Raw genomic sequence first — 21,733 nt, forward strand, 5'->3', positions numbered from 1 at the left:
CGGTTGCGTCCGTGGGGGTCGGTACCGGCGAGCAACCGGAGGAGCGGTCGTGCCCCTGCCCAGTGCCCTGCGCGGCAAGTCGGCCGTCCTGGCGGCGGCCGGGATCGTGGTCGTCGCGGGCACCTTCGCGCTGCTGGACCGGGACGGCCGGGCCGATGTCGGCGAGCCCGTGCGGGTGCCGGTCTCGGTCGGCGCCCCCGGGCGCACCCTGCCGCCGGACGTGGGCCGCGACCTGCTCGCCCGGGACCCGAAGGCCTCGCCGAACGCCCGCGCCGTCGACCAGTTCCTCACCGACCTGGAGACCCAGGCCCGCACCGGGCAGAGCGGCGGCACGGTGATCGGCCAGCACGTCGAGGCGCACAACGAGCGCAACAACCCCGAGTACGGCGACTACCGGGGCACCAAGCAGGTCGGCTACTACTACAAGAAGGCCGCCGACATCACCGGCCGGCTGCCCGGCTTCCTGGAGACCGACCTCGGCCCCGGCTACGGCCAGAACGCCTGGGGCGTCGGCAACCCGCGCTCCTACTCGGCCGGCCGCTGGCCCACCTGCCGGACGGGCTGGCAGTACACCGACGACGCCGTCGACCTGATGACGGCCGTCTGGTCCGGCCACCCGCGTGCCGACGACGGCACCTACGACAGCTCCGGCGTCCAGCAGAACTGCGACGGCAGCAGCACCGACCTGCCCGACAACGGCGGCGCCCCGGCCGGGATCGTCGGCATGTCCTTCCACGAGCCCTACCCCGGATCGGACGTCAAGTCCTTCGACCGGGTGCTCTGTTCGAACTCTCCGGCGGCCAAGGACCCGGGCTGGTTCGGCCGGGTCGTGGACGCCGCGGACGACACCCCCGAGTACCGCGCGCTGATCACCGACCTGTCCTACCTGGCCGACCACCTGGACTACCTGGCCGCCCACGACGTGCCGGTGCTGCTGCGCCCGTACCACGAGATGAACGTCAAGGACTGCTCCAGCCGGTTCTGGTGGGCGGGCCAGAAGCCGGCCGACTACCAGGCGCTGTGGAAGATCACCTACAAGTACCTGGTGGAGACCAGGGGCCTGCACAACCTGCTGTTCGTCTGGACGCCGGTGTCCTGGGACGGCGCCCCTGGCGTGGACCCGTGGGACTACTACCCGGGCACCCAGTACGTCGACGTGGTCGGGGTGGACGACTACAGCGGCAGCCCGGCGCACCCGATCGGCACCGGTGAGGTGTGGACCAAGCGCTACTACGACGGGCTCGCCGCCTACGACAAGCCGCGGATGCTGGCCGAGTCCTTCGCCGTGCCCGTCAACTCCCGCCAGCCGGACACCCTCCGGCGCACGCCCTGGACGATCTGGACGGTCTGGGGCCAGTCGCTCACCGCCGACAACCTGGCCCCGGACCAGCCGCGCAACTCCGTCGCGGACGTCAACGCCACCTACCACAGCCCGTTGGCGATCACCGGCGGCTCCGGCCCGTCCGGCGGGAGCATCGACTGGGGCGGGTTGCACGTCCGCTGAGGCCTGCCGGGGCCCGGCGAGGTCCGGCGAGATCCACGGTGATCGGTCCGGGATCCGTTGAACGGGCTGAATTCCGGGTCCGTTGCGCCGTGTGGCATCCTGTGGCGGCGAAACCGAGGGCTGGGTGGACGGTCGGGAGAGGGCCGAAGGGGCGGGGGTAGGGGATGACACAGACACGTCCGATGCGTGGGGCCGGTGGCCTGGCGATCGGCTGGGGCGTGGTGCTACTCGGCTGGGCGGCCTACAACTGCTTCGGCCAGGTCGGCTTCGCCACGTACCTCAAGGGCATCTTCTACTACGGCGGGACCTCGGTCGACGCCGAGACCGGGAGCCTCAACTACGGCCTGCTGTACCTGATCGCGGGCATCCTGCTGCTGCGCGGGCGCAACTGGGCGCTCGGGGTGGCGGCGGGCGTGGCGCTGGTCGAGGGCTACAACCGGGTGCGCAGCCTGACCGGAGCGCTGCTGGACAAGCCGCAGCGTGAGTGGTTCACCGGGACCACCGAGGGCGGGCTGAAGCTCGCGACCTTCGCGCTCGGCGTGGTCGTCACCGCGGCGCTGATCCTGCTGCTGGCCCGCTCCAAGTGGCGGGAGCCGTCGGAGGGCGCGCAGACCGGGGAGCCGCACTGGTCGATCCTGCAGACCGTGCCGGCCGCGCCGACGCCCGTGCCGTACGCCCAGCCGCAGCCCCAGCCCGCCTGGCCGCAGCAGCCGCCGGCCCAGCCGGGGTGGCAGCAGCAGCCGGTCGCGCCCCAGCCCCAGCCCCAGCCCCAGCCCGCCGCCTGGCCTCCGGCCCAACCACAGCCGGCGCAGGCCCAACCGCCGCAGGCCCAGCCGCTCCCGTACGCCCAGCAGCCGACCCAGATCGCGACGTCGTACCAACCGGCCCCCGCTCCGGCCCCGGCCCAGCAGCCGTGGCCCGCCGCCCCGGCCGCGCCCGGCCCGGTGGCCCCGGGGCCGGTCGCCCCCGGTCCGGTGGTGCCGCCGCCCGCCGCCCCGCCGGCGGACCGCCCGCCGCAGGCCTGACCGCTCACCGAGGAGCCGCGCCCCGCCCCGGGGCCGGACCGCTACCAGACGAGGAACGACTTCCGCCATGACATCGACAGCCCCTGTGCGGACGGTGCTGACCACGTCCCGCGAGGCCGCCCGGCTCGCCGAGCGACAGATGTCGTGGAAGCCCCGGGTGCTGCCGTTCTACGTCGCCTTCCTGATCATCTTCGCCTTCTCGATCTGGGCGTACGTGCCCAACCCGACCCCGCTCGGCTGGGCGATCACCATCCTGTGGGGCATGCCCGTGTTCGGCGTGCTGATCGGCTTCCAGGGCGTGCTGATGGTCCGCCGGCGGCTGCGCCACGTGAGCAGGATGACCCCGCCGGCGCCGGTCGACGACGACTTCCTGATCGTGCTGGTGCCGACCATCGGCCGTCACGACACCTACCCGGCGCTGGAGCGCTCGGTGCTCTCGTACGTCGAACACCTGCCCCCGTACTTCCCGTGGATGCGGGTGGACATCCTCACCGAGGAGGGCTGCGCCGCCGCCGAGAAGATCGACGAACTGGCCGAGCGCCACCCGCTGATCCGGGTGGTGACCGTGCCGAAGGCGTACGAGACGGCCAACGGCACCAAGTTCAAGGCCCGCGCCAACCACTACTCGCACGAGCTGCGGATCGAGGAGGGCGAGGCCGAGGACGACGTCTGGGTGCTGCACATGGACGACGACACCGGCGTCGGGCCGGACACCGCCGCCGCCGTCGCCCAGTTCGTCAACCGGCAGCGCCGGGCCGGGGACGACGCCAAGCACATGGCGCAGGGCATCCTGACGTACCCGCGGGAGAACGCCGTCTCGACCTTCACCTGGCTCGCCGACGCGATCCGCCCGGCGGACGACATCGCCCGCTTCCGCGCGATGACCGGCACCGGTACCCCGATCGCCGGCGTGCACGGCGAGTTGCTGATCGTGCGTTCCTCGGTGGAGGCCACCATCGGCTGGGACTTCGGGCCGAAGACCATCGTCGAGGACGCCCAGATGGCGCTGAACTTCTGCCAGCGCTACCCGGGGCGCAGCGACTGGTTCAACGGGCGCTGCTACGGCGCCTCGCCGGCCGGTGTCAAGGACTTCCTCAAGCAGCGCGAGCGCTGGGCCTGGGGCCTGGTCGCGCTCTGCTTCAACAAGACGATCCCGCTGCGGTACCGGCTCTTCATCGGGATGGGCATGGTCAGTTGGGTGCTCGGCCCGCTCCAGCACGTCGGCCTGGTGCTGATGGTCGCGTGGTTCACCGGTACCTGGAACACCTCGCCGGTCACCCAGTCCGTGGTGCTGCTGTGGGCGATCAACTTCGCCTACGTGATCTGGACCTACTGGGAGGGGCTGCGGCTGAACGTGGTCTCCTCGGTCAACCACCGGCGCAAGTGGTGGGAGCCGATCGTCGTGGTGGCCTGCATACCGGTGTTCTCCTTCCTGGAGGGCTGGGGCGGCCTGCGGGGACTGATCAAGTTCCTCAAGCGCGAGGAGAACAAGTTCGTCGTCATCGCCAAGCCGGCCTGATCGGAAACCACGCCTGTGAAACGCCCCGCGATCTTCGTCCTGCCCACCCTGGTGCTCGGCATCACCGTCGTCGTCCCGATGGTCTGGGGTGACCACCCGATCCGGTTCGATCACCGCCGCCCCACCGAGGTGCACTGGGCCGGTGCCCCGACCGAGCAGGGCCGGGTCTGGGGCTTCGGCAAGGACGCGCCGCCGACCCCCGCGGACACCGGTCCCAAGGTGGCCCGTCCGTGGACCAAGGGCAGCCCCGAGTGGGGCGTGCAGGTGTACTGGCTGGACGACCCGGCGGACCCGGACGGCTACGTCCAGGGCAAGGTCGACCGCATCGTCAAGTACGTGGTCGGGCTGAACGCCAACTCCCTTTCGGTGTCGTTCCCTTACTACACCACGGGGACCAAGTCGAACGCCGTCGCCGCCCGGCCGACCTCGCCCAGTCCGGAGCGCCTCGCGCTGCTGCTGGACGCCGCCCACCGGGCCGGGCTGCGCACCACCGTGCGCCCGATCATGGACGAGGAGGTGTTCGACTACGTCCACACCCAGAAGTGGCGCGGCAACATCACGCCGACCGACCGGGACGCCTGGTTCGCCAGCTACGCCGCCTTCCTGGCGCCGTACCTGAAGACCGCCCAGGACCACTCGGCGGCCGAGTTCACCATCGGCACCGAGTTCAACTCGCTGGAGGGCGACCCGCACTGGCAGGGTCTGGTCGACGAGGCCCGGAAGACCTTCCGCGGCGAGCTGGAGTACGACGCGAACTTCGACAACTGGGCCAAGGGCGCGATAGCGGTACCGGCCGACGGGACGGGCGCGGACGCCTACCCCCCGGCCAAGAACGCCGACGACGACGCGCCGATCGCCGACCTGAAGGCCAGCTGGAACGCCTGGCTCGACAAGCGCGGCAAGGGCCCCCAGCCGACCACCAAGCTCACCGAGGTGGGCATCCCGGCGCAGAACGGGGCGTACAAGACCCCCGGTGAGTACTACAAGAAGACCGAGCTGAACGAGACGGTCCAGGCGACCTGGTTCACCGCGGTCTGCCAGGTGGCGCAGGAGCGCAAGCTGCGCGGGGTGTACTTCTGGTCCCTGTACTTCGGCATCGACCCGACCCTGCCGACCACTCCTGACACCCCGCGGATGGACTACGCCGGGCGCCCGAACTCGGAGAAGGCGATCCGCGACTGCTTCGCGCAGACCTACGAGGTCCCCCAGCAGTAGCCGTCCCGCAGCGGTGGCCCGGTCCCCGGCGGGGGCCGGAGGTCCGGCTACGGCTGGGCGGCCGGGTGCTCGCCCGCGCCGGAGGTCGCCCTGCCGGCCGGCGTCCGGTTCGGCTTGGCCGAGGTCGGACGGCCCGTCGGTTTGGTGGTCGCCGTGGGCGTCGGAGTGGCCATGGGCGTCGGGGTGGGCGCCGGGGTCGGGGTGGGGCTCGGCGTGGGCGCCGGGTCGGCCGGGTGGTCAGGCTGGGCCCCGTTCAGCGCGCCCGCGATCTCCTTCTCCAGCCACGGCGTCACGAACCGCATGCCCGCCGGGGTGAGGTGCACCCCGTCGTTGGCGGGGGTGACCCAGTGGCCGTCCTTGTCCTTCCAGACGCAGGTGTCGAACGGGCAGTAGAAGGCGTCCAGGTCGACCAGTCGGACGGTGCCGCCCGCGGACTTCACGAAGTCGCCGACCTGCTGGTCGTAGCAGCCGCCCCAGGTCTTGCTGATGGCGCCGTTCTCGACGCGCTCGTTCATCAGCAGCACCTGGGCGCCGGGCGCGCGGCGGCGGACCTGCTCCACGGCCTGGGTGAGCTGGGTGCGGTACCGGCTGCGGTAGTCGTCGTCGCAGGGGTTGAGCCAGGTGCCGTCCAGGTACTGCTCGGCGGCGTCCCAGCCGAGGTGGACCACGACGGCCTTCGGCGCGGCGGAGGTGAGGCTCCGGTCCCACTCGGCCACCCGGTCGCGGCAGTCCGGGGTGGTCTCGAACTCCGTCCCGGAGGTGGTGCGCACCTTGTCCGGGTCGAACACGCCGCAGCCGCTGATGCCGCCGTCGATCACCCGGTAGCGGTCGCCGTGCCGGTACAGGCCGGTGGCGAGGTCCTGGGCGAAGGAGTCGCCGAGGACGAGGACCATCGGCTTGTCGCTCGGCCCGGACTTCATGTCGTGGGTGACCCAGGCCGGCAGGTACCAGGCGCCGGCGGTGGCCACCGCGGTCGTGACGGCCAGCAGCGGGACGGCCGGGAAGGCCCGCCAGCGCAGCACCCGCAGCTTCTCGGTGGCGGTGTGCAGCAGCCAGGCCAGCACCCAGGAGACCGGTCCGCCGATCAGCAGCAGCTTCTGCGGCGAGATGTCGTCGACGTAGTGCTGCAACAGCCAGTACACCGGCAGGTGGAGCAGGTAGAGGCTGTACGAGATGGTGCCGGTGAGCCGGACCGGGGGCAGCGACAGCAGCCACACCAGGGGGCCGCGGTCGAAGCAGAGGGATGCGGTCAGGACGGCGGCGAGCGCCGCGACCACGGCCAGTCCGCCCTGGTAGAGCCAGGGGTCGTGGTACGAGCTGACGGACAGGCTGGCCCAGACCAGGCCGCCGAGGGCCGCGGTGCCGACCAGGGTGGGCAGGGCGGCACCACCCGGGAGTCCGCGCCGGGTGCGGGCGCCGCCCGCGCCGCCGACGGCCTCCGCGCGGACCCGGCCGCGCAGCCACAGGTAGACCCCGAAGGCGGCGGTGGCGCCGGCCGCGAAGCCGACGGCGCGGGTCTCGGTGCCGAGGTAGAGGCGGTCGCTGTTGTCGCCGTTCCACAGCAGCGGGGCGGCGGCGGCGGAGGCGGCGAACAGGACGGCGGTGACGATGCCGGTGGCGCGCAGCGAGCGGCGGCACAGACCGAAGACCATGAGCAGCAGCAGCGGCCAGAGCGCGTAGAACTGCTCGGTGATGCTGAGCGACCACATGGCCGCGAGCGGGTCGATCGAGGCGAAGTGCTGCCAGTAGGCGTCGCCGCGGGCCAGCTGGGCCCAGTTGGCGATCTGGGCGAGCGTGGCGAGCGCCTGCGGACGCAGGTCCTTGACGTCCCGTAGCGGGCTGACCAGGGCGGACAGTCCGACGACCAGGACGATGGTGGCGAACAGGCCGGGCAGCAACCGCTTGGCGCGGCGACGGTAGAAGACGCCGAGCCGGATGCCGTCGGTGCGGTCCAGCTCGCGGATCAGCACCAGGCTGACCAGGAAGCCGGAGAGCACGAAGAAGACGTCCACGCCGAACAGGCCGTTCTGGAACCAGTCGGTGTGGTAGAGCAGCACGGAGGCGATGGCGAGGCCGCGCAGCCCGTCGACCGCCTTGAAGCGCACCGAGGGCGGCAGGGGGCCGCGCGGCGCGGGTACCGGCGCGGGGATCGCGTAACGGCTGGCGGTCGGGGCTTGGCGGCCCCGTGCTTCGCGCATGTCCTGGAGCGTGGGGCCGCTTCCGGGCGCGCCGAGGCCGGGCCCGTCGTCCATGTGGTGCGTCCCCCCGGGGTCGATCGACTGTCGCGACGTGTCAATGAGACGTGTCTTGATCTGTGGTTTATATCAAAAGACGTCTGTTGATCGTCTGCCGGTCACCGGGCCGGGGGCGGCCGGTGAGTGGCCGTGGGGGCGTCAGAACGCCATGGTGTAGACCATCAGATCCATCCCCGGGAACGGCGCCCAGTCGCGTTCCGGGGTGCGGCGGAAGCCCACCCGCTCGTAGACGCGGTGGGCGGTGGTCATCTCCGGGCGGGTGGAGAAGGCCATGCCGGCCAGGCCGAGTTCGCGGCTGCGGGTGACGGAGGCGCGGACCAGGGCCTCGCCGACGCCGCGGCCGCGGGAGGCGGCGGCGGTGGCGAGCATCCGTATCTCGCCCTCGCGCGGGGTGGCGATGTCGGCCCACTCGGTGCCGCCGACGGCGAAGGTCACGCAGCCGAGGACCCGTTCGTCCGCCGCCTCGACGGCGACCAGGAGTTCGGCCTCCCGGGCGCGGCGCCCGGCGTCGCGCAGCAGGTCGACGTAGGTGCTGGTCGGGTCGGTGAAGCCGTCGCCGACGAAGGAGTCGACGGTGATCCGGCCGGCCTCTTCGAGGTCCCGGGGGAGGGCGTGGCGGATGAGGTAGTCCATCGGGCCAGTGTGCCGGAGCCGTGCGGGGTCCTGATCTCGGGGGTCGAGCGCACCGGGAGGGTGGCCGGGTCGGCGGAGGGGCGCTGTGAGGCGGCGGGCATGGTGCCGTACAGCCGGTCGGCGCGGTCGGGGTCGGCCGGGTAGCCGCCGGCGCGGTGGTGGTTGTCGCGGCCGGCGGCGGGGCCGTTGGAGAGTTCGCGGCCGATCAGGGTGCCGAGCAGGCCGAAGCCGCCGACCGCGCCGACCAGGCCGAGTGCACTGGCGAGGGTGTCGCTGTCCATGGCCACCACTGTGGCCGGGCGGCCCCGGTGCCCACGAGTGGCAGGAATGCCGTGTTGCCTCGAAATGCTGCCACTCGGGCCCTTCCCCGGGCTGGACCGGTCGGGGCATCCTGGACGGCATGCTGAAGAACGTGGTCGCGGTGGTGCTGGAGGAGGTCCACCCCTTCGAACTGGGGGTGGCCTGCGAGGTCTTCGGACTGGATCGCACCGCCGACGGGCTGCCCGGGTACGACTTCGCGCTGGCCGGCGCCCGGCCCGGGCCGCACGCGACCCACTCGGGCTTCGCGGTGGACGTCCCGTACGGCCCGGAGCGCCTCGCCGGGGCGGACCTGGCGGTGGTCACCGCCTCTGCGATCCGCGGACACTACCCGGAGCCGCTGCTGGAGGCGCTGCGCGCGGTGGTGGCGGACGGCGGCCGGGTGCTGTCCATCTGCAGCGGCGCCTTCGTGCTGGGTGCCGCCGGGCTGCTGGACGGCCGCCGGTCCACCACCCACTGGCGGCACAGCGACGAGCTGGCCGAGCGCTTCCCCGAGACGGTGGTCGAGCCGGACGTGCTGTACGTGGACGACGACCCGGTGATCACCTCGGCCGGTACGGCGGCCGGCATCGACGCCTGCCTGCACCTGGTGCGCAAGGTGCAGGGCGCCGAGGTGGCCCGGGGGATCGCCCGCCGGATGGTGGTGGCGCCGCACCGGGAGGGCGGGCAGGCGCAGTTCGTGAACCGCCCGCTGCCGGAGGGCGGCGGTGACTCGCTGGCCCCGTTGCTGGACTGGATGCGCCACCACCCGGACGAGGAGGCGAGCGTCGAGCAGCTGGCCGCCCGGGTGCACATGTCGCCGCGCACCTTCGCCCGGCGCTTCCAGCAGGAGACCGGCACCACCCCGCACCGCTGGCTGGTGGGACAGCGGGTGCTGCTGGCCCAGCGGCTGCTGGAGTCGACCACCGAGTCGGTGGACGCGATCGCCGCGCGCTGCGGCTTCGGCAACGCGGCGGCGCTGCGGCACCACTTCGGGCGCCGGCTGGGCACCACGCCGCTGGCCTACCGGCGCTGCTTCGGGGCCGCGTGACGGGCCGTCAGACGGCGGCCCGGCCGCCGGCGTCCAGGTGGTCGACGCTGTTCCAGCGGTCCGGCCGCAGCCGCCCCTCTTGGGAGCGCCAGAGGCTGGTGGAGCAGTTGTGCACCGGCCCGAGCGCGGTGAGCTGCTGCTCGGTGAGCCGGTCCAGCGCGTAGCGCAGCATGAGCACCGTGCAGTCGTGGGCGACCAGCAGGACGGGCCGTCCGGCGTCCTCGTCGCAGAGGTCCCGCAGCAGGCTGCGCACCCGCAGGGCGACATCGGCCCAGGACTCCCCGCCGGGCGGGCGGTAGTACAGCTCGCCCATCTTGCGCCGCCGGACGGCCTCCTCCGGGTGCTCGGCCTCGATGGCGGCCTTCGGCAGCATCTCCAGGACCCCGAGCTCGCGGTCACGCAGCCGTTCGTCGTAACGGACGGCCAGGGTGACGGGGACGGCGCCGAGGCCGGCGGCCTGGGCGAGCGCGATCCGGGCGGTCTCGGCGGTGCGCACGTACGGGGAGCACCAGACGCTGCGCGGCCGGTCGGCGCTGGGCAGGGCGGCCCACCAGCGGCCGAGTGCCTGGGCCTGCTGCTGGCCGCGCAGCGACAGCGGGATGTCGGCGTCGCGGCAGCTGATCGGGACGCTGAGCGCGCCGGAGGCCTCGGCCAGCTGGAACTCGACGTTGGCGGTGGACTCGCCGTGCCGGGTGGCGATCAGCACGGACGGCAGCCGGGTGGCGGCGGAGCCGTTCGCGCCCACCGCGCTCACCGCGGTCAGGACGGGCTGCTGCTGGACGGGCGGGTGCTGGGTGGACTTGTGCTGGCCGTTCAAGGTGATGCCGAGTTCTGCCATGGCCGCGAGCTCCCCGTGGTCGATCAGGTTCCGGCCGGATGCCGGTCCGGTCTGGTGGTGCCCGGCGTGCACGCCTGTTCATACATATGATCGCGCCGCCTCCTCCAGTGTTCACGGAGAAGGCGGCGCGATCACAGGGCGCGCGCAGGGCCAATCAGTGCGCCGCTACGGGCTCCGGCGCGTTCTCCAGCTCGTCGTCGCCGGCCTCGGCGCTGTAGTCGGAGGGCCTGGTCTCGTCCGGACCCTCGGGCGCCTTGACCGCCCGCAGCACCAGGGTGAGCGCCACCGCCACGATCAGGTTGAGCGCGAAGGCGGTCAGGCCGATGTAGCCGATCTCGCCGATTCCGGGGATCTCGGCCGCGTTGCCGCCGAAGTGCTTGGTGGCCGGGCTGGCCAGCCCGTACGCCTTCCAGGTGCCGTAGACCATGCCGGCCGCCCAGCCCGCGAACAGCGCCCAGTGGTGGAACCAGCGGGTGAACAGGCCGCCGACGATCGCCACGAAGGTCTGCAGGATCCACAGCCCGCCGAGCAGCTGGAGGTTGATCGCGGCCTGCTTGTCCATGCCGAGGACGAAGACCAGCGCGCCGACCTTGACCAGCAGCGAGACCAGCTTGGCGACCCGGGTCTCGTCGGCCGGGGTGGCGGCGGGCTTGAGCCACTCCTTGTAGACGTTGCGGGTGAACAGGTTGGCCGCCGCGATGGACATGATGGCGGCCGGCACCAGCGCGCCGATCCCGATCGCGGCGAAGGCCACGCCGGTGAACCAGTCCGGGAACATGTTCGCGAACAGTTGCGGCACCGACAGCTGGGAGTTGTAGCCCTTGACGCCGTTGCCCACCCCCGCCGCGATGGCCATGAAGCCGAGCAGCGCCAGCAGGCCGAGCATCAGCGAGTACGCGGGCATGATCGCCATGTTGCGGCGCACGGTGTTGCGGGACTTGGAGGCCAGCACGCCGGTCACCGAGTGCGGGTACATGAACAGCGCCATCGCCGAGCCCAGCCCCAGCGTGGCGTACGTCCACTGCTTGTTCTCCGGGAGGGTCAGCCCGCCCGCCTTGGTCTGCTTGAAGTGGTCGGCGGCCGCGCTGAAGATGTGCCCGTAGCCGCCCAGGCGGATCGGGATGTAGATCACCGCGACGATGATCACGATGTAGACCAGGGCGTCCTTGACGAAGGCGATCAGCGCCGGGGCGCGCAGGCCCGAGGAGTACGTGTAGGCGGCCAGCACGCCGAAGGCGAGGAACAGCGGCAGGTCCTTGACGAACCAGTTGGCGTTCTCCCCGCCGCCGACGCCGAGCACGTCCAGCACCGCCTGGATGCCGACCAGTTGCAGGGCGATGTACGGCATGGTGGCCAGGATCCCGGTCAGCGCGACGACCAGGGACAGCGGCCGGGAGCCGTAGCGGCCGCGGACGAAGTCCGCCGGGGTCACGTAGCCGTGCACCCGGGAGACCGACCAGAGCCGGGGCAGGAACAGGAAGACCAGTGGGTAGGCGATGATCGTGTACGGCACCGCGAAGAAGCCCGCCGCGCCGGTCGCGTAGACCGCCGCCGGGACGGCCACGAAGGTGTACGCGGTGTAGAGGTCGCCGCCGAGCAGGAACCAGGTCACCCAGGTCCCGAAGCTGCGCCCGCCCAGGCCCCACTCGTCCAGGTGCGCCGCGTCGCCCGCGCGGCGCCAGCGCGAGGCGAGGAAGCCCATCACGGTGACCAGCAGGAAGAACAGCACGAAGACCACGAGGGCCGGCACGTTGACGTCCTTCATCGCGCACCGCCGTTCCGGGCCGCCTTGCGGGCCTTCTCGTCCCGGTTGATCAGCAGGTAGGCGGCGACCGTGAAGACGGCCGACACCGGCACCCAGAGCAGCTGGTACCAGTAGAAGAAGGGCGTCCCGGCCACCACCGGGTCGGGCTTGTCGTAGGAGGAGACCCAGAGCATCGCGACGATCGGCACGAGCAGGGCGAGGCCGGCCAGCACCCGTTCGGGTGTCACGGCCGGGACGGGCGTCCCGGCCGGCCCGGGCGTGACAGCTTGGTCGGGGGCTTGATCAGAGGGCATCTTCGGCTCCGCTCCGGAGGGTTCTCCCCGTCGGCGCCGCAGCCCCCGGAAGCGCCGCGCACGCCCGCGAGCCCGCCGAGCAGCACCATCGGTGATCGGCAGTCAGTACGGCTGCGCAATCTAGAGCATGGGGTGATCCATGTCACCGGAATTGACGCAACTTCCCGCCATCCGGACGCTGCCACTGGCCCCGCTCGCCTCCGGGGCGCTCGGGCCCGCTGCCGACGGTCGGCGCTCCCTCGCTCCTTCGTCGCTCCCTCGCCTCTCATATTCGGCACCGGTGCGGCCCTTCGGCTCGGAGCACCACGGGCACCGGCGCGCGGGTCGCGCGCGCCGGTGCCCGTGGTGGAACGACGGCGTGCGGCTACTCCGGACGCTTCAGCCGGGTGATGAACTTGTAGCGGTCGCCGCGGTAGATCGAGCGGACCCACTCCACCGGGTCGCCCTCTCCGTCGAAGGAGTGGCGGGAGAGCTGGAGCATCGGCAGGCCGAGGTCGGAGCCGAGCAGCCCGGCCTCGCGCGGGTTGGCGAGCGTGGTCTCGATGGTCTCCTCGGCCTCGGCCACGGTGACCCCGTAGACCTCGCGCAGTGCCGCGTACAGCGAGTTGTGCTTGGCGAGGTTGCGCCGCAGGGCGGGGAAGCGCTTGGCGGACAGGTGGGCGACCTCGATGGCCATCGGGTCGCCGTTGGCCAGGCGCAGCCGCTCGATCCGCAGCACCCGGCCGCCGGGCTTGATGTCCAGCAGCGGGGCGAGCCGGTCGTCGGCGGTGATGTAGCCGATCTCGATCAGCCGGGAGGTGGGCTCCAGGCCCTGGGCGCGCATGTCCTCCGTGTAGGAGGTGAGTTGCAGCGCCTGGGCGACCTTGGGCTTGGCCACGAAGGTGCCCTTGCCCTGGATGCGCTCAAGCCGGCCCTCGACGACCAGTTCCTGCAAGGCCTGGCGGACGGTGGTGCGCGAGGTGTCGAACTGGGCGGCCAGCGCGCGCTCGGGCGGGACCGGGGTGCCCGCGGGCTGGGTCTCGGTGAGCTGGAGGAGGTGGCGCTTGAGTCCGTAGTACTTGGGGACGCGCGCGGTCGGGTCGGCGCCGGCCTGCGCCGGGAGGTTCTTCACCTCGGGGTCGTCGGCCTGGGCGGTGGTTCCCCCGTCGCTGCTCATCGGACCTGTTCTCCCGCTTCTCGCGGAGCCTTCTACCGCTCCGCCACATCGTTAACGGACCACATCGTTGCATGTATGGCTGCGGAACGAATACCTCATCACGCGATGAACGATGTGCGGTGTCGGCTTGATAACGGGTGGTCGAGATCGGTCGGACAGCCGTTGACAGGCCCATTGGTCTAGGCCAAGCTCCAGGCATCTGGTCTACACCACTAGGCCGGTATCGATGAATCCCCCACCCGTTCGAAGGGATCCGCGGCACCAGTCCTCCCGCTTTGCGTGGATCTGCCGCCGCCGCCCGACGGGGGTAACCCAGGCATCCCTCAGGAGGATGGCGTGAAGCGTCAGCTCATCGCGGCGGTCGGCGTCGCAGCAATGGTCGTCGGTCTCGCGGCTTGTGGCTCGGACGGCAAGAAGGACGGCGACTCGAAGTCGTCCTCCACGGCCGCCGACCGGTACAAGGGCAAGACGCTCAAGGTGTGGACCATGACCGGCTCCGCCCCCAAGGGCTGGACCGACGCGGTCAAGAACGAGTTCGAGACCACCTACCCGGGTTCGAAGGTCGACTTCCAGACCCAGGAGTGGACCGACATCGGCCCGAAGGTCACCGCCGCGCTGTCCGAGGGTTCGGTCGACGTCCTGGAGATCGGCAACACCCAGACCGCCGGTTACGCCTCCACCGGCGGCCTGCTGGACATCACCAAGGACAAGTCCGCGCTGGGCGGCGACGGCTGGGCCGCCAACCAGAACGAGGCCGCGATCCTGGACGGCAAGCAGTACGCCGCCCCGTGGTGGGTCTCCAACCGCGTGGTCGCCTACAACAAGGACCTCTGGAAGGCCGCCGGCCTGACCGACGCGCCGAAGACCCTGGACGAGTTCTACACCGACCTGGACAAGCTGAAGGCCACCCAGGGCGTCGCCGACCCGATCTACCTGCCGGGTCAGGAGTGGTACACGTACTTCGGTCTGCTCACCGGCGAGGGCGGCAAGATCGCCAAGAAGGACGGCGACAAGTGGGTAGGCGGCCTGGAGTCGCCCGAGGCCCAGCGCGCCTTCGAGACCTACAAGAAGCTGCAGGGCTACTCGGCCACCGGTCCGAAGGACAAGGACGAGGCCACCCCGCAGCAGAAGGACGTCTTCGCCAAGGGCAACGTCGGCACCATGATCGCCCTCGGCTGGGAGCTCCCGGACGAGAAGGACCTGCCGAAGGACAAGATCGGCTTCTTCCCGCTCCCCGGCAAGACCGCCGACAAGCCCTCCGGCGTCTTCCTCGGCGGCTCGAACCTCGCGATCGCCGCGCAGAGCAAGAACACCGAGATGGCGAAGGACTTCCTGAAGATCGCCCTCAACGACAAGAACGAGGGCCTGGTCGCCGCGGCCGGCAACATCCCGAACAAGGCCGCGCTGAACAGCCAGCTCACCGGTGACTTCGCGAAGGCCGCCCAGACGGCCGCCGCGGTCGGCGGGATCACCCCGAACACCCCGAACTGGGCCAGCGTCGAGAACAAGCCGAACCCGATCAAGGACTTCCTCACCGCGGCCCTCCAGGGCGGCGACTACGCGGCCACCGCGAAGAAGTACGACGACGAGATCGCCAAGCGGCTCAACGAGAAGAACTAAGCACTGTGAGCGGCGTCGCTCACCGGCCCACGGCGGGGGGTCGGTGAGCGACGCCATCCGTCGTGGCCGGGTTGTGAGGAAGTGAGAACGATGGCTGTGCATTCGGAGCGGGTGCAGACACGGTCCCCGGAGCCAGGGGAGGCCGTTGCGGCCGAGATTGACACCAGTGCCGCCGGCGGCGGGGCCAAGGGCACCGCGCCGAAGCGCACCAGATCCGCGGGCGGCCCCGGCCTGGGCGCCCGCTTCGCGCCGTACCTGCTGTTGTTGCCGGCCATCGTGGCGACCATCGTCCTGCTGGGCTGGCCGCTGCTGAAGACCGTCCTGCTGTCGTTCCAGAACCTCAACCGGCGCCAGCTGGTGATGCACCTGACCGAGTGGACGGGGTTCGACAACTACAAGGAGCAGCTGACCGATCCGGAGTTCTGGTCGGTCACCGGACGCACCGTCGCCTTCACCGCCGTCAACGTGGTGCTGATCATGGCCGGCGGCACCCTGATCGGTCTGCTGCTCAACAACCTCGGCAAGAAGATGCGCCTGGCGCTGTCGATCGCGCTGCTGATGGCCTGGGCCATGCCCGTCGTCGCCGCGACCACCGTCTACACCTGGTTGTTCGACGACCAGTGGGGCGTCGTCAACTGGTTCCTGGACCAGCTGGGTTGGCACTCGATGGCCAACTACAACTGGATGAGTGACGAGTACTCCACGTTCTTCGTCGTCGTCCTGCTGATCGTCTGGCAGTCGATCCCCTTCGTGGCGTTCAACATGTACGCCGGTCTGACCACCATCCCGAAGGAGCTCTACGAGGCCGCCCGGATGGACGGGGCCGGCTCCTCGAAGATCTTCAGCTCGGTGATCTTCCCCAACCTGAAGCCGTTCTTCCTCGCCACGACCTTCCTGGAGGTCATCTGGGTGTTCAAGTCCTTCACCCAGATCTACGCGATCAACGGCGGCGGCCCCGAGAAGCTGACCCGCACCCTGCCCGTGCACGCCTTCCTGGAGGGCCAGGGCAGCCAGCACTACGGCGTCGGTGCCGCGATCGCGGTGCTCACCATCCTGATGCTGGGCGTGTTGATGGCCTACTACTTCCGCATCATGATCAAGCAGGAGGACGAGCTGTGAGGCGCTCTCTCTTCGGACGTACCTGGCCGAACGTGATCGCGGTCGTCCTCATCGTCTTCTTCATCTTCCCCGTCTACTGGATGATCGCGACGGCGTTCAAGCAGGACCGCGACATCATCAGCAAGACGCCGGTCTTCATCCCCTTCGACGGGACGTTCGACCACTTCGGCACCGCGGTCAACGCGCCGGACTTCTGGACGTACGTCACCAACAGCGTCACCGTCACCGTCGGCGCGGTGCTGATCTCGTTGGTGATCGCGACCCTGGCGTCCTTCGCCGTCGCCCGGATGAGGTTCCGTGGCCGCAAGACCTTCGTGCTGGTCATCATGATGGCGCAGATGGCCCCCTGGGAGGTCATGACCATCGGCGCCTACATCATCTCCCGCGACAACGACATGCTGAACAGCCTGCTGCCGCTGACGCTCTTCTACATGATGATGATCCTCCCCTTCACGATCTGGACGCTGCGCGGGTTCATCGCCGCGGTGCCGAAGGAGCTGGAGGAGTCGGCCATGGTGGACGGCTGCACCCGCACCCAGGCCTTCGTGAAGGTGATCTTCCCGCTGCTGGCTCCGGGCCTGATGTCCACCTCGCTGTTCGGCTTCATCACGGCGTGGAACGAGTTCCCGCTCGTCCTTTGGCTGAACAAGGAGCAGGGCAAGACCCTCCCGCTGTGGCTGTCCTCCTTCAAGACCGCCTTCGGCAACGACTGGGGCGCGACCATGGCGGCCTCCACGATGTTCGCCATCCCCGTGCTGATCCTGTTCGTCTTCCTGCAGCGCAAGGCGGTCGGTGGTCTGACCGACGGCGCCGTGAAGGGCTGAGCCACCGTGAGCATCCTCGTACCCACCGCCCCGGCCAGCGACCAGCTGCACCGGGACGCCCTGACCGTCCTGCAGCCCGGCTTCGTCGGCACCGAGCCGCCGGCCTGGCTGCGCCGCCACCTGGCCGCCGGACTCGGCTCGGTCGCGCTGTTCGACCGCAACGTGGTCGACCTCGACCAGCTCTCCGCGCTCACCCGGGCGCTGCGCGCGGAGAACCCCGACCTCCTGATCGCCATCGACGAGGAGAGCGGCGACGTCACCCGGCTGGAGGCGGGCTCCGGTTCCTCCTGGCCCGGCAACCTCGCCCTCGGCGCGATCGACGACCCGGCGCTGACCCGGGACGTCGCCCGCGAGCTGGGCCGGGCGCTGGCCGCGGCCGGTGTCAACTACAACTGGGCGCCCACCGCGGACGTCAACTCCAACCCGCGCAACCCGGTGATCGGCGTCCGCTCCTTCGGCGCCGACCCGGAACTGTGCGCCCGGCACACCGCCGCCTGGGTGGAGGGCCTGCAGTCGGCCGGCGTGGCCGCCTGCTCCAAGCACTTCCCCGGCCACGGCGACACCGCGGTGGACTCCCACCACGGCATGCCGGTCATCGACGTCGACCTGGACGTGCTGCGGGCCCGCGACCTGGTGCCGTTCCAGGCCGCGATCGCGGCCGGCACCAAGGCCGTGATGACCGCCCACATCATGGTCCCGGTACTGGACCCGAAGCTGCCGGCCACCCTGAGCCCGACCGTGCTGCGCGACCTGCTGCGCGCCGCCCCGGCCGACGGCGGCCTCGGCTACCAGGGCCTGATCGTCAGCGACGCGATCGAGATGGGCGCCATCGCCGACACCTTCGGCATGGGCGAGGGCACCGTGCTCGCGCTGGCGGCCGGAGCGGACGCGATCTGCGTCGGCGGCGGGCTGGCCGACGAGGAGACCGTGCTGATGCTGCGCGACGCCATCGTGGCGGGCGTGCGCTCCGGCGGGCTCACCGAGGAGCGGCTGGCGGACGCCGCCGACCGGGTCCGGGCGCTGGGCAGCTGGGGCCGGATCGCGGCCCAGGGCGAGCAGCCCGAGCCGGACCTCGCGGTGGGCCTGCGGGCCGCCCGGCGAGCGCTGAAGGTGGTCCGGGCGCCGGGCCGCGAGGTGCTGCCGGTGAGCGAACGCCCGTACGTGGCCTCGTTCTCGGACGAGCCGAACATCGCGGTCGGAGACGTGACCCCGTGGGGCGTGGCCGGGATGCTGGCCGACCGCTTCCCGGGTACCCGTACCCGCGAGGTGTCGGCCGCCGAGGCCGCGCCGGAGCTGCTGGACGCGCTGGTCGCCGAGCTGGTGGCCGGCGCCGAGGGCCGCCGTCTGGTGCTGGTGGTGCGGGACGCGCACCGGCACGCGTGGATGGCCGCCGCGCTGAGCCGTCTGGTGGCGGCCCGCCCGGACGCCGCCGTGGTGGAGATGGGGCTGCCCCAGTCCGAGCCGGTCGGCGCGCTGCACATCGCCACCCACGGCGCCGCCCGGGTCTGCGGGCTGGCGGCCGTGGAGGTGCTCACCGGGCAGCCGGGAGCGATCGGCTGAACCGTAGGGGGAGACGTCACCGGCCGTGTCCGGGAGGCGTCGGCCGACGGGCCCGTCGTGCGCGTGCCGCATGGCGGGCCCGTTCCGTTCTCCGGGGGTTGACCTGCGCTTTCACCACCTGACCGCGCTCCCTCAAGAGGGCCTTCGATCCGCCCCGGGTTCGACTCAGGGTGACGGGTCCGCGACCGATCGCCACGGAAATGCTTCGGGGTGCAACGGAACGGCAACGGCCCTGGCGGGAGGGGGAGTTGGCCGTTGACACCACCGTTGGTCTAGGCCAAAGTCCACTCCAATCCCTCCCGGCACCACCCTCGGCTCTAGCACCTCGGAGAATGACGTGACGATGCGTCAGTTCGGATCCGCATTCGCAATCACGGCCCTGGCGGTCGGACTGACGGCCTGCTCCTCGTCCGGATCACCCTCGGGCGACGGCAAGAGCGGCTCCGCGGACCCGAAGGCCGCCACCGGCACCGTCACCGTCTGGCTGATGGACGACGCCCAGAAGAACTGGCCCGACCTGGTCCAGCGGGTCAACGACGAGTTCGCGGCCAAGTACCCGGGCGTCAGCCTCAAGCTGGTCTACCAGGGCTGGGCCGACAAGGTCGGCAAGCTGGACAAGGCCCTCGGCGACGGCAACGCCCCCGACGTGGTCGAACTCGGCAACACCGAGACGATGAAGTACGTGCTCTCCGGCGCGCTCGCCCCGGTGGACCGCACCACCTTCGACAACTCCGACAGCTGGATCAAGGCGCTCGCCAACACCTGCACCTACCAGGACAAGCTGTGGTGCGTGCCGTACTACGCCGGCGCCCGGGTCGCCATCTACAACTCCGTCGCCTTCCAACAGGCCACCGGCAGCGCCGACTTCCCCAGGACCGAGGGCGACCTGCTGACCGCCCTGGACAGGATCTCCGACAGGAACAGGAGCGACAGGACCTTCTCCCCGCTCTACCTGCCCGGCCCGTACTGGTACGCCGCGATGAGCTACGTGGCCGCGTACGGCGGCAGCATCGCCAAGTTCGACAGCTCCGGCAACTGGCACGGCACCCTGCACGACGCCAAGTCCCAGCAGGGCATCAGCCACTTCGCCGACCTCGTCCGCAAGTACAACAAGGGCGACCTGGCGCAGAACGAGCAGAACCAGTACGAGTCGATGGCCCGGGGGCACGCCGCGTCGTTCTACGGCAACGGCTTCGAGGCGGCCAGCGTCACCGCGCCGGTCACCGGCGACCCGGGCCTGAAGGACGCCGTCAAGGTGGCCACGATGCCCGGCCCGGACGGCAAGCCGCTGCCCACCTTCATCGGCGGCTCCGACCTCGCCGTCACCGCCAAGTCCCAGCAGGTGGCGGCGGCCACCGACTGGATCCGGATGTTCACCAGCACCAAGTCCGAACAGGCGCTCGCCGACAAGGACATCCTGCCGAACAGCCTCTCCCAGCTGAACCCGCTGAAGAACAAGCCCACCACCGCCGCCGCGGCCAACGCCGTCCCGGACGCCTGGTTCACCCCGCTGGCGCCCGGCTGGGGCGCGGTGGAGAAGCAGAAGATCATCCCCGACATGCTGACCGCGATCCTCAAGGGCAAGTCGGTGGACCAGGCCACCCGGGACGCCGACGCGGCGATCGACCAGCTGATCAACAACCCGTCCTGACGGGCCGGAGCCGTACCGCCGGGCGCCCTCCCCGGCCGCCCCTCCCGCCCTCCGGGAGGCGGCGGTCCGGGGGTGCCGCGCCGGGGGCGCGCTCGTAGGATTGCCCGCGAAGAACCGCAGCGAGTGTGCGGACTCGCCGCCGTAGAGGTCCCCGTCGGGCAACCCGCCCGGCCGGGGTCGACCCATCTCATCGGAGGCATCCAGATGTCCGACCCGCAGACCGCTTCCGTCCCCGGCCGGATCATGGCGGCGGAGATGGCCGAGCAGCCGACCGTCCTCCAGCGCATCCTCGACGAGGGAGCGCCGAGGATCCACGAGATCGCGGCCGGGATCGCCGCCCGCAGCCCCCGCTTCGTCCTGCTCACCGCGCGCGGCACGTCCGACAACGCCGCGCTCTACGCCAAGTACCTGATCGAGATCCTTCTCGGCAAGCCGGCCGGCCTGACCTCGATGTCCACCACCACCGCGTACGGCGCCAGGCCGGACCTCACCGACGTCCTGGTGATCACCGTCAGCCAGTCCGGCGGCTCGCCGGACCTGGTCGCCTCCACCAAGGCCGCCCGGGAGGCCGGGGCCATCACCCTCGCCGTCACCAACAACCCCGACTCCCCGCTCGCCGAGGTCTCCGAGTTCCACATCGACGTGCTGGCCGGCCCGGAGAAGGCGCTGCCGGCCACCAAGACCTACACCGCCGAACTGCTGGCGCTCTACCTGCTGGTCGAGGGCCTGCGCGGCGGGGACGGCTCGGCGGCCAAGGAACTGCCGGGCCTGGCCGCCGGCGTGCTGGCCCGCCAGGCCGAGGTGAAGGCGCTGGCCGAGCGCTACCGCTTCGCCCAGCGCCTGGTGATCACCTCGCGCGGCTACGGCTACCCGACCGCCCGGGAGGCGGCGCTCAAGCTGATGGAGACCACGTACATCCCGGCCAGTCCGTTCTCCGGCGCCGACCTGCTGCACGGCCCGCTGGCCATGGTGGACAACGTCTCGCCGGTGATCGCGATCGTCCCGGACGGCAAGGGCGGCGAGGCCCTCCAGCCGGTGCTGGACCGGCTGCGCGGCCGCGGCGCGGACCTGGTGGTGATCGGCCAGCAGGCCCAGGTGGACGTCGCCTCGGCGGGCTTCGCGCTGCCGCCCGGCGTGCCGGAGGAGGTCCAGCCGGTCCTGGAGATCCTGCCGCTGCAGCAGCTGGCCTACGAGGTCACCATCGCCCGCGGCCAGGACCCGGACGCCCCGCGCGCCCTGGCCAAGGTCACCGAGACCCGCTGAGCCCGCTCGCTCCCGGCAGCGGAACCGGCCCCCTGTCCACAGGCTGTGGACAGGGGGCCGGTTTCCCTGAGCGGCGGAACGTGGTCCGGGGAGGGCCGTGAACGCGGGCCGGAAAGCACTACGGGCCACGGCGCCGACACGGGAC

17 protein-coding genes are annotated in these 21,733 nt (G+C 71.3%); 11 read left to right on the plus strand and 6 right to left on the minus strand.

Going from position 1 to position 21,733, the window contains the following annotated elements:
* Window positions 1–49 precede the first annotated feature (49 nt).
* The 4 genes from ACH4J0_RS22290 to ACH4J0_RS22305 all read left to right on the plus strand — a co-directional run bounded on the left by ACH4J0_RS22290 (window position 50) and on the right by ACH4J0_RS22305 (window position 5,263).
* Window positions 50–1,504: a glycoside hydrolase family 26 protein gene (locus ACH4J0_RS22290; protein WP_396242254.1), complete on the plus strand. Its 1,455-nt coding sequence runs from the start codon at window positions 50–52 to the stop codon at window positions 1,502–1,504.
* A gap of 182 nt (window positions 1,505–1,686) precedes the next feature.
* A complete protein-coding gene (locus ACH4J0_RS22295) occupies window positions 1,687–2,529 on the plus strand; it encodes a hypothetical protein (RefSeq protein ID WP_396242255.1) in 843 nt (280 codons plus the stop codon).
* Between the two features lie 67 nt (window positions 2,530–2,596).
* The gene (locus ACH4J0_RS22300; protein ID WP_396242256.1) at window positions 2,597–4,048 is read left to right on the plus strand and encodes a glycosyltransferase family 2 protein; all 1,452 of its coding nucleotides are present in this window, start codon (window positions 2,597–2,599) and stop codon (window positions 4,046–4,048) included.
* 15 nt (window positions 4,049–4,063) lie between these two features.
* Window positions 4,064–5,263, plus strand: coding sequence for a glycoside hydrolase family 113 (locus ACH4J0_RS22305; RefSeq protein WP_396242257.1), 1,200 nt, complete (start codon window positions 4,064–4,066; stop codon window positions 5,261–5,263).
* A gap of 47 nt (window positions 5,264–5,310) precedes the next feature.
* Here the strand turns inward: ACH4J0_RS22305 and ACH4J0_RS22310 are convergent, their stop codons facing one another.
* Both ACH4J0_RS22310 and ACH4J0_RS22315 read right to left on the minus strand, forming a co-directional pair.
* A complete protein-coding gene (locus ACH4J0_RS22310; RefSeq protein ID WP_396242258.1) occupies window positions 5,311–7,461 on the minus strand; it encodes an acyltransferase family protein in 2,151 nt (716 codons plus the stop codon).
* A gap of 195 nt (window positions 7,462–7,656) precedes the next feature.
* Entirely contained in the window at window positions 7,657–8,151 is a 495-nt protein-coding gene (locus ACH4J0_RS22315; RefSeq protein WP_396242259.1) for a GNAT family N-acetyltransferase, read from the minus strand.
* Between the two features lie 400 nt (window positions 8,152–8,551).
* On the opposite strand from ACH4J0_RS22315, the gene ACH4J0_RS22320 reads away from it, so the two are divergent.
* The gene (locus ACH4J0_RS22320) at window positions 8,552–9,499 is read left to right on the plus strand and encodes a helix-turn-helix domain-containing protein (protein WP_396242260.1); all 948 of its coding nucleotides are present in this window, start codon (window positions 8,552–8,554) and stop codon (window positions 9,497–9,499) included.
* 7 nt (window positions 9,500–9,506) lie between these two features.
* On the opposite strand, the gene ACH4J0_RS22325 is transcribed toward ACH4J0_RS22320, so the two are convergent.
* From ACH4J0_RS22325 to ACH4J0_RS22340, 4 genes are all read right to left on the minus strand, one after another.
* On the minus strand, window positions 9,507–10,337 hold the full coding sequence (locus tag ACH4J0_RS22325) for a histidine phosphatase family protein (RefSeq protein ID WP_396242261.1): 831 nt from the start codon (window positions 10,335–10,337) through the stop codon (window positions 9,507–9,509).
* Between the two features lie 154 nt (window positions 10,338–10,491).
* Complete coding sequence (gene mctP, locus ACH4J0_RS22330; RefSeq protein WP_396242262.1) at window positions 10,492–12,102, minus strand: monocarboxylate uptake permease MctP; 1,611 nt, start codon at window positions 12,100–12,102, stop codon at window positions 10,492–10,494.
* Complete coding sequence (locus ACH4J0_RS22335; RefSeq protein WP_396242263.1) at window positions 12,099–12,395, minus strand: DUF3311 domain-containing protein; 297 nt, start codon at window positions 12,393–12,395, stop codon at window positions 12,099–12,101. Before ACH4J0_RS22335 ends, mctP begins: the two co-directional genes overlap by 4 nt.
* 364 nt (window positions 12,396–12,759) lie before the next feature.
* Window positions 12,760–13,551, minus strand: a complete 792-nt coding sequence (locus ACH4J0_RS22340) for a GntR family transcriptional regulator (RefSeq protein WP_396242264.1) — start codon at window positions 13,549–13,551, stop codon at window positions 12,760–12,762.
* 336 nt (window positions 13,552–13,887) lie between these two features.
* On the opposite strand from ACH4J0_RS22340, the gene ACH4J0_RS22345 reads away from it, so the two are divergent.
* The 6 genes from ACH4J0_RS22345 (at window position 13,888) to ACH4J0_RS22370 (ending at window position 21,588) form a co-directional block, all read left to right on the plus strand.
* Window positions 13,888–15,171: an extracellular solute-binding protein gene (locus tag ACH4J0_RS22345; protein WP_396242265.1), complete on the plus strand. Its 1,284-nt coding sequence runs from the start codon at window positions 13,888–13,890 to the stop codon at window positions 15,169–15,171.
* A gap of 90 nt (window positions 15,172–15,261) precedes the next feature.
* Complete coding sequence (locus ACH4J0_RS22350; RefSeq protein ID WP_396242266.1) at window positions 15,262–16,290, plus strand: carbohydrate ABC transporter permease; 1,029 nt, start codon at window positions 15,262–15,264, stop codon at window positions 16,288–16,290.
* Window positions 16,287–17,114, plus strand: coding sequence for a carbohydrate ABC transporter permease (locus tag ACH4J0_RS22355; protein ID WP_396242267.1), 828 nt, complete (start codon window positions 16,287–16,289; stop codon window positions 17,112–17,114). The genes ACH4J0_RS22350 and ACH4J0_RS22355 overlap by 4 nt, the downstream gene beginning before the upstream one ends.
* A gap of 6 nt (window positions 17,115–17,120) precedes the next feature.
* The gene (locus ACH4J0_RS22360; protein WP_396242268.1) at window positions 17,121–18,674 is read left to right on the plus strand and encodes a glycoside hydrolase family 3 protein; all 1,554 of its coding nucleotides are present in this window, start codon (window positions 17,121–17,123) and stop codon (window positions 18,672–18,674) included.
* A 343-nt stretch (window positions 18,675–19,017) separates the two neighbouring features.
* The gene (locus ACH4J0_RS22365; protein WP_396242376.1) at window positions 19,018–20,325 is read left to right on the plus strand and encodes an extracellular solute-binding protein; all 1,308 of its coding nucleotides are present in this window, start codon (window positions 19,018–19,020) and stop codon (window positions 20,323–20,325) included.
* A 204-nt stretch (window positions 20,326–20,529) separates the two neighbouring features.
* Entirely contained in the window at window positions 20,530–21,588 is a 1,059-nt protein-coding gene (locus ACH4J0_RS22370) for an SIS domain-containing protein (RefSeq protein WP_396242269.1), read from the plus strand.
* The last annotated feature ends 145 nt before the right edge of the window (window positions 21,589–21,733 follow it).

The sequence above is a fragment of the Kitasatospora sp. NPDC017646 genome (genome assembly GCF_044329365.1).
In the GTDB taxonomy this organism is placed as follows: Bacteria; Actinomycetota; Actinomycetes; order Streptomycetales; family Streptomycetaceae; genus Kitasatospora.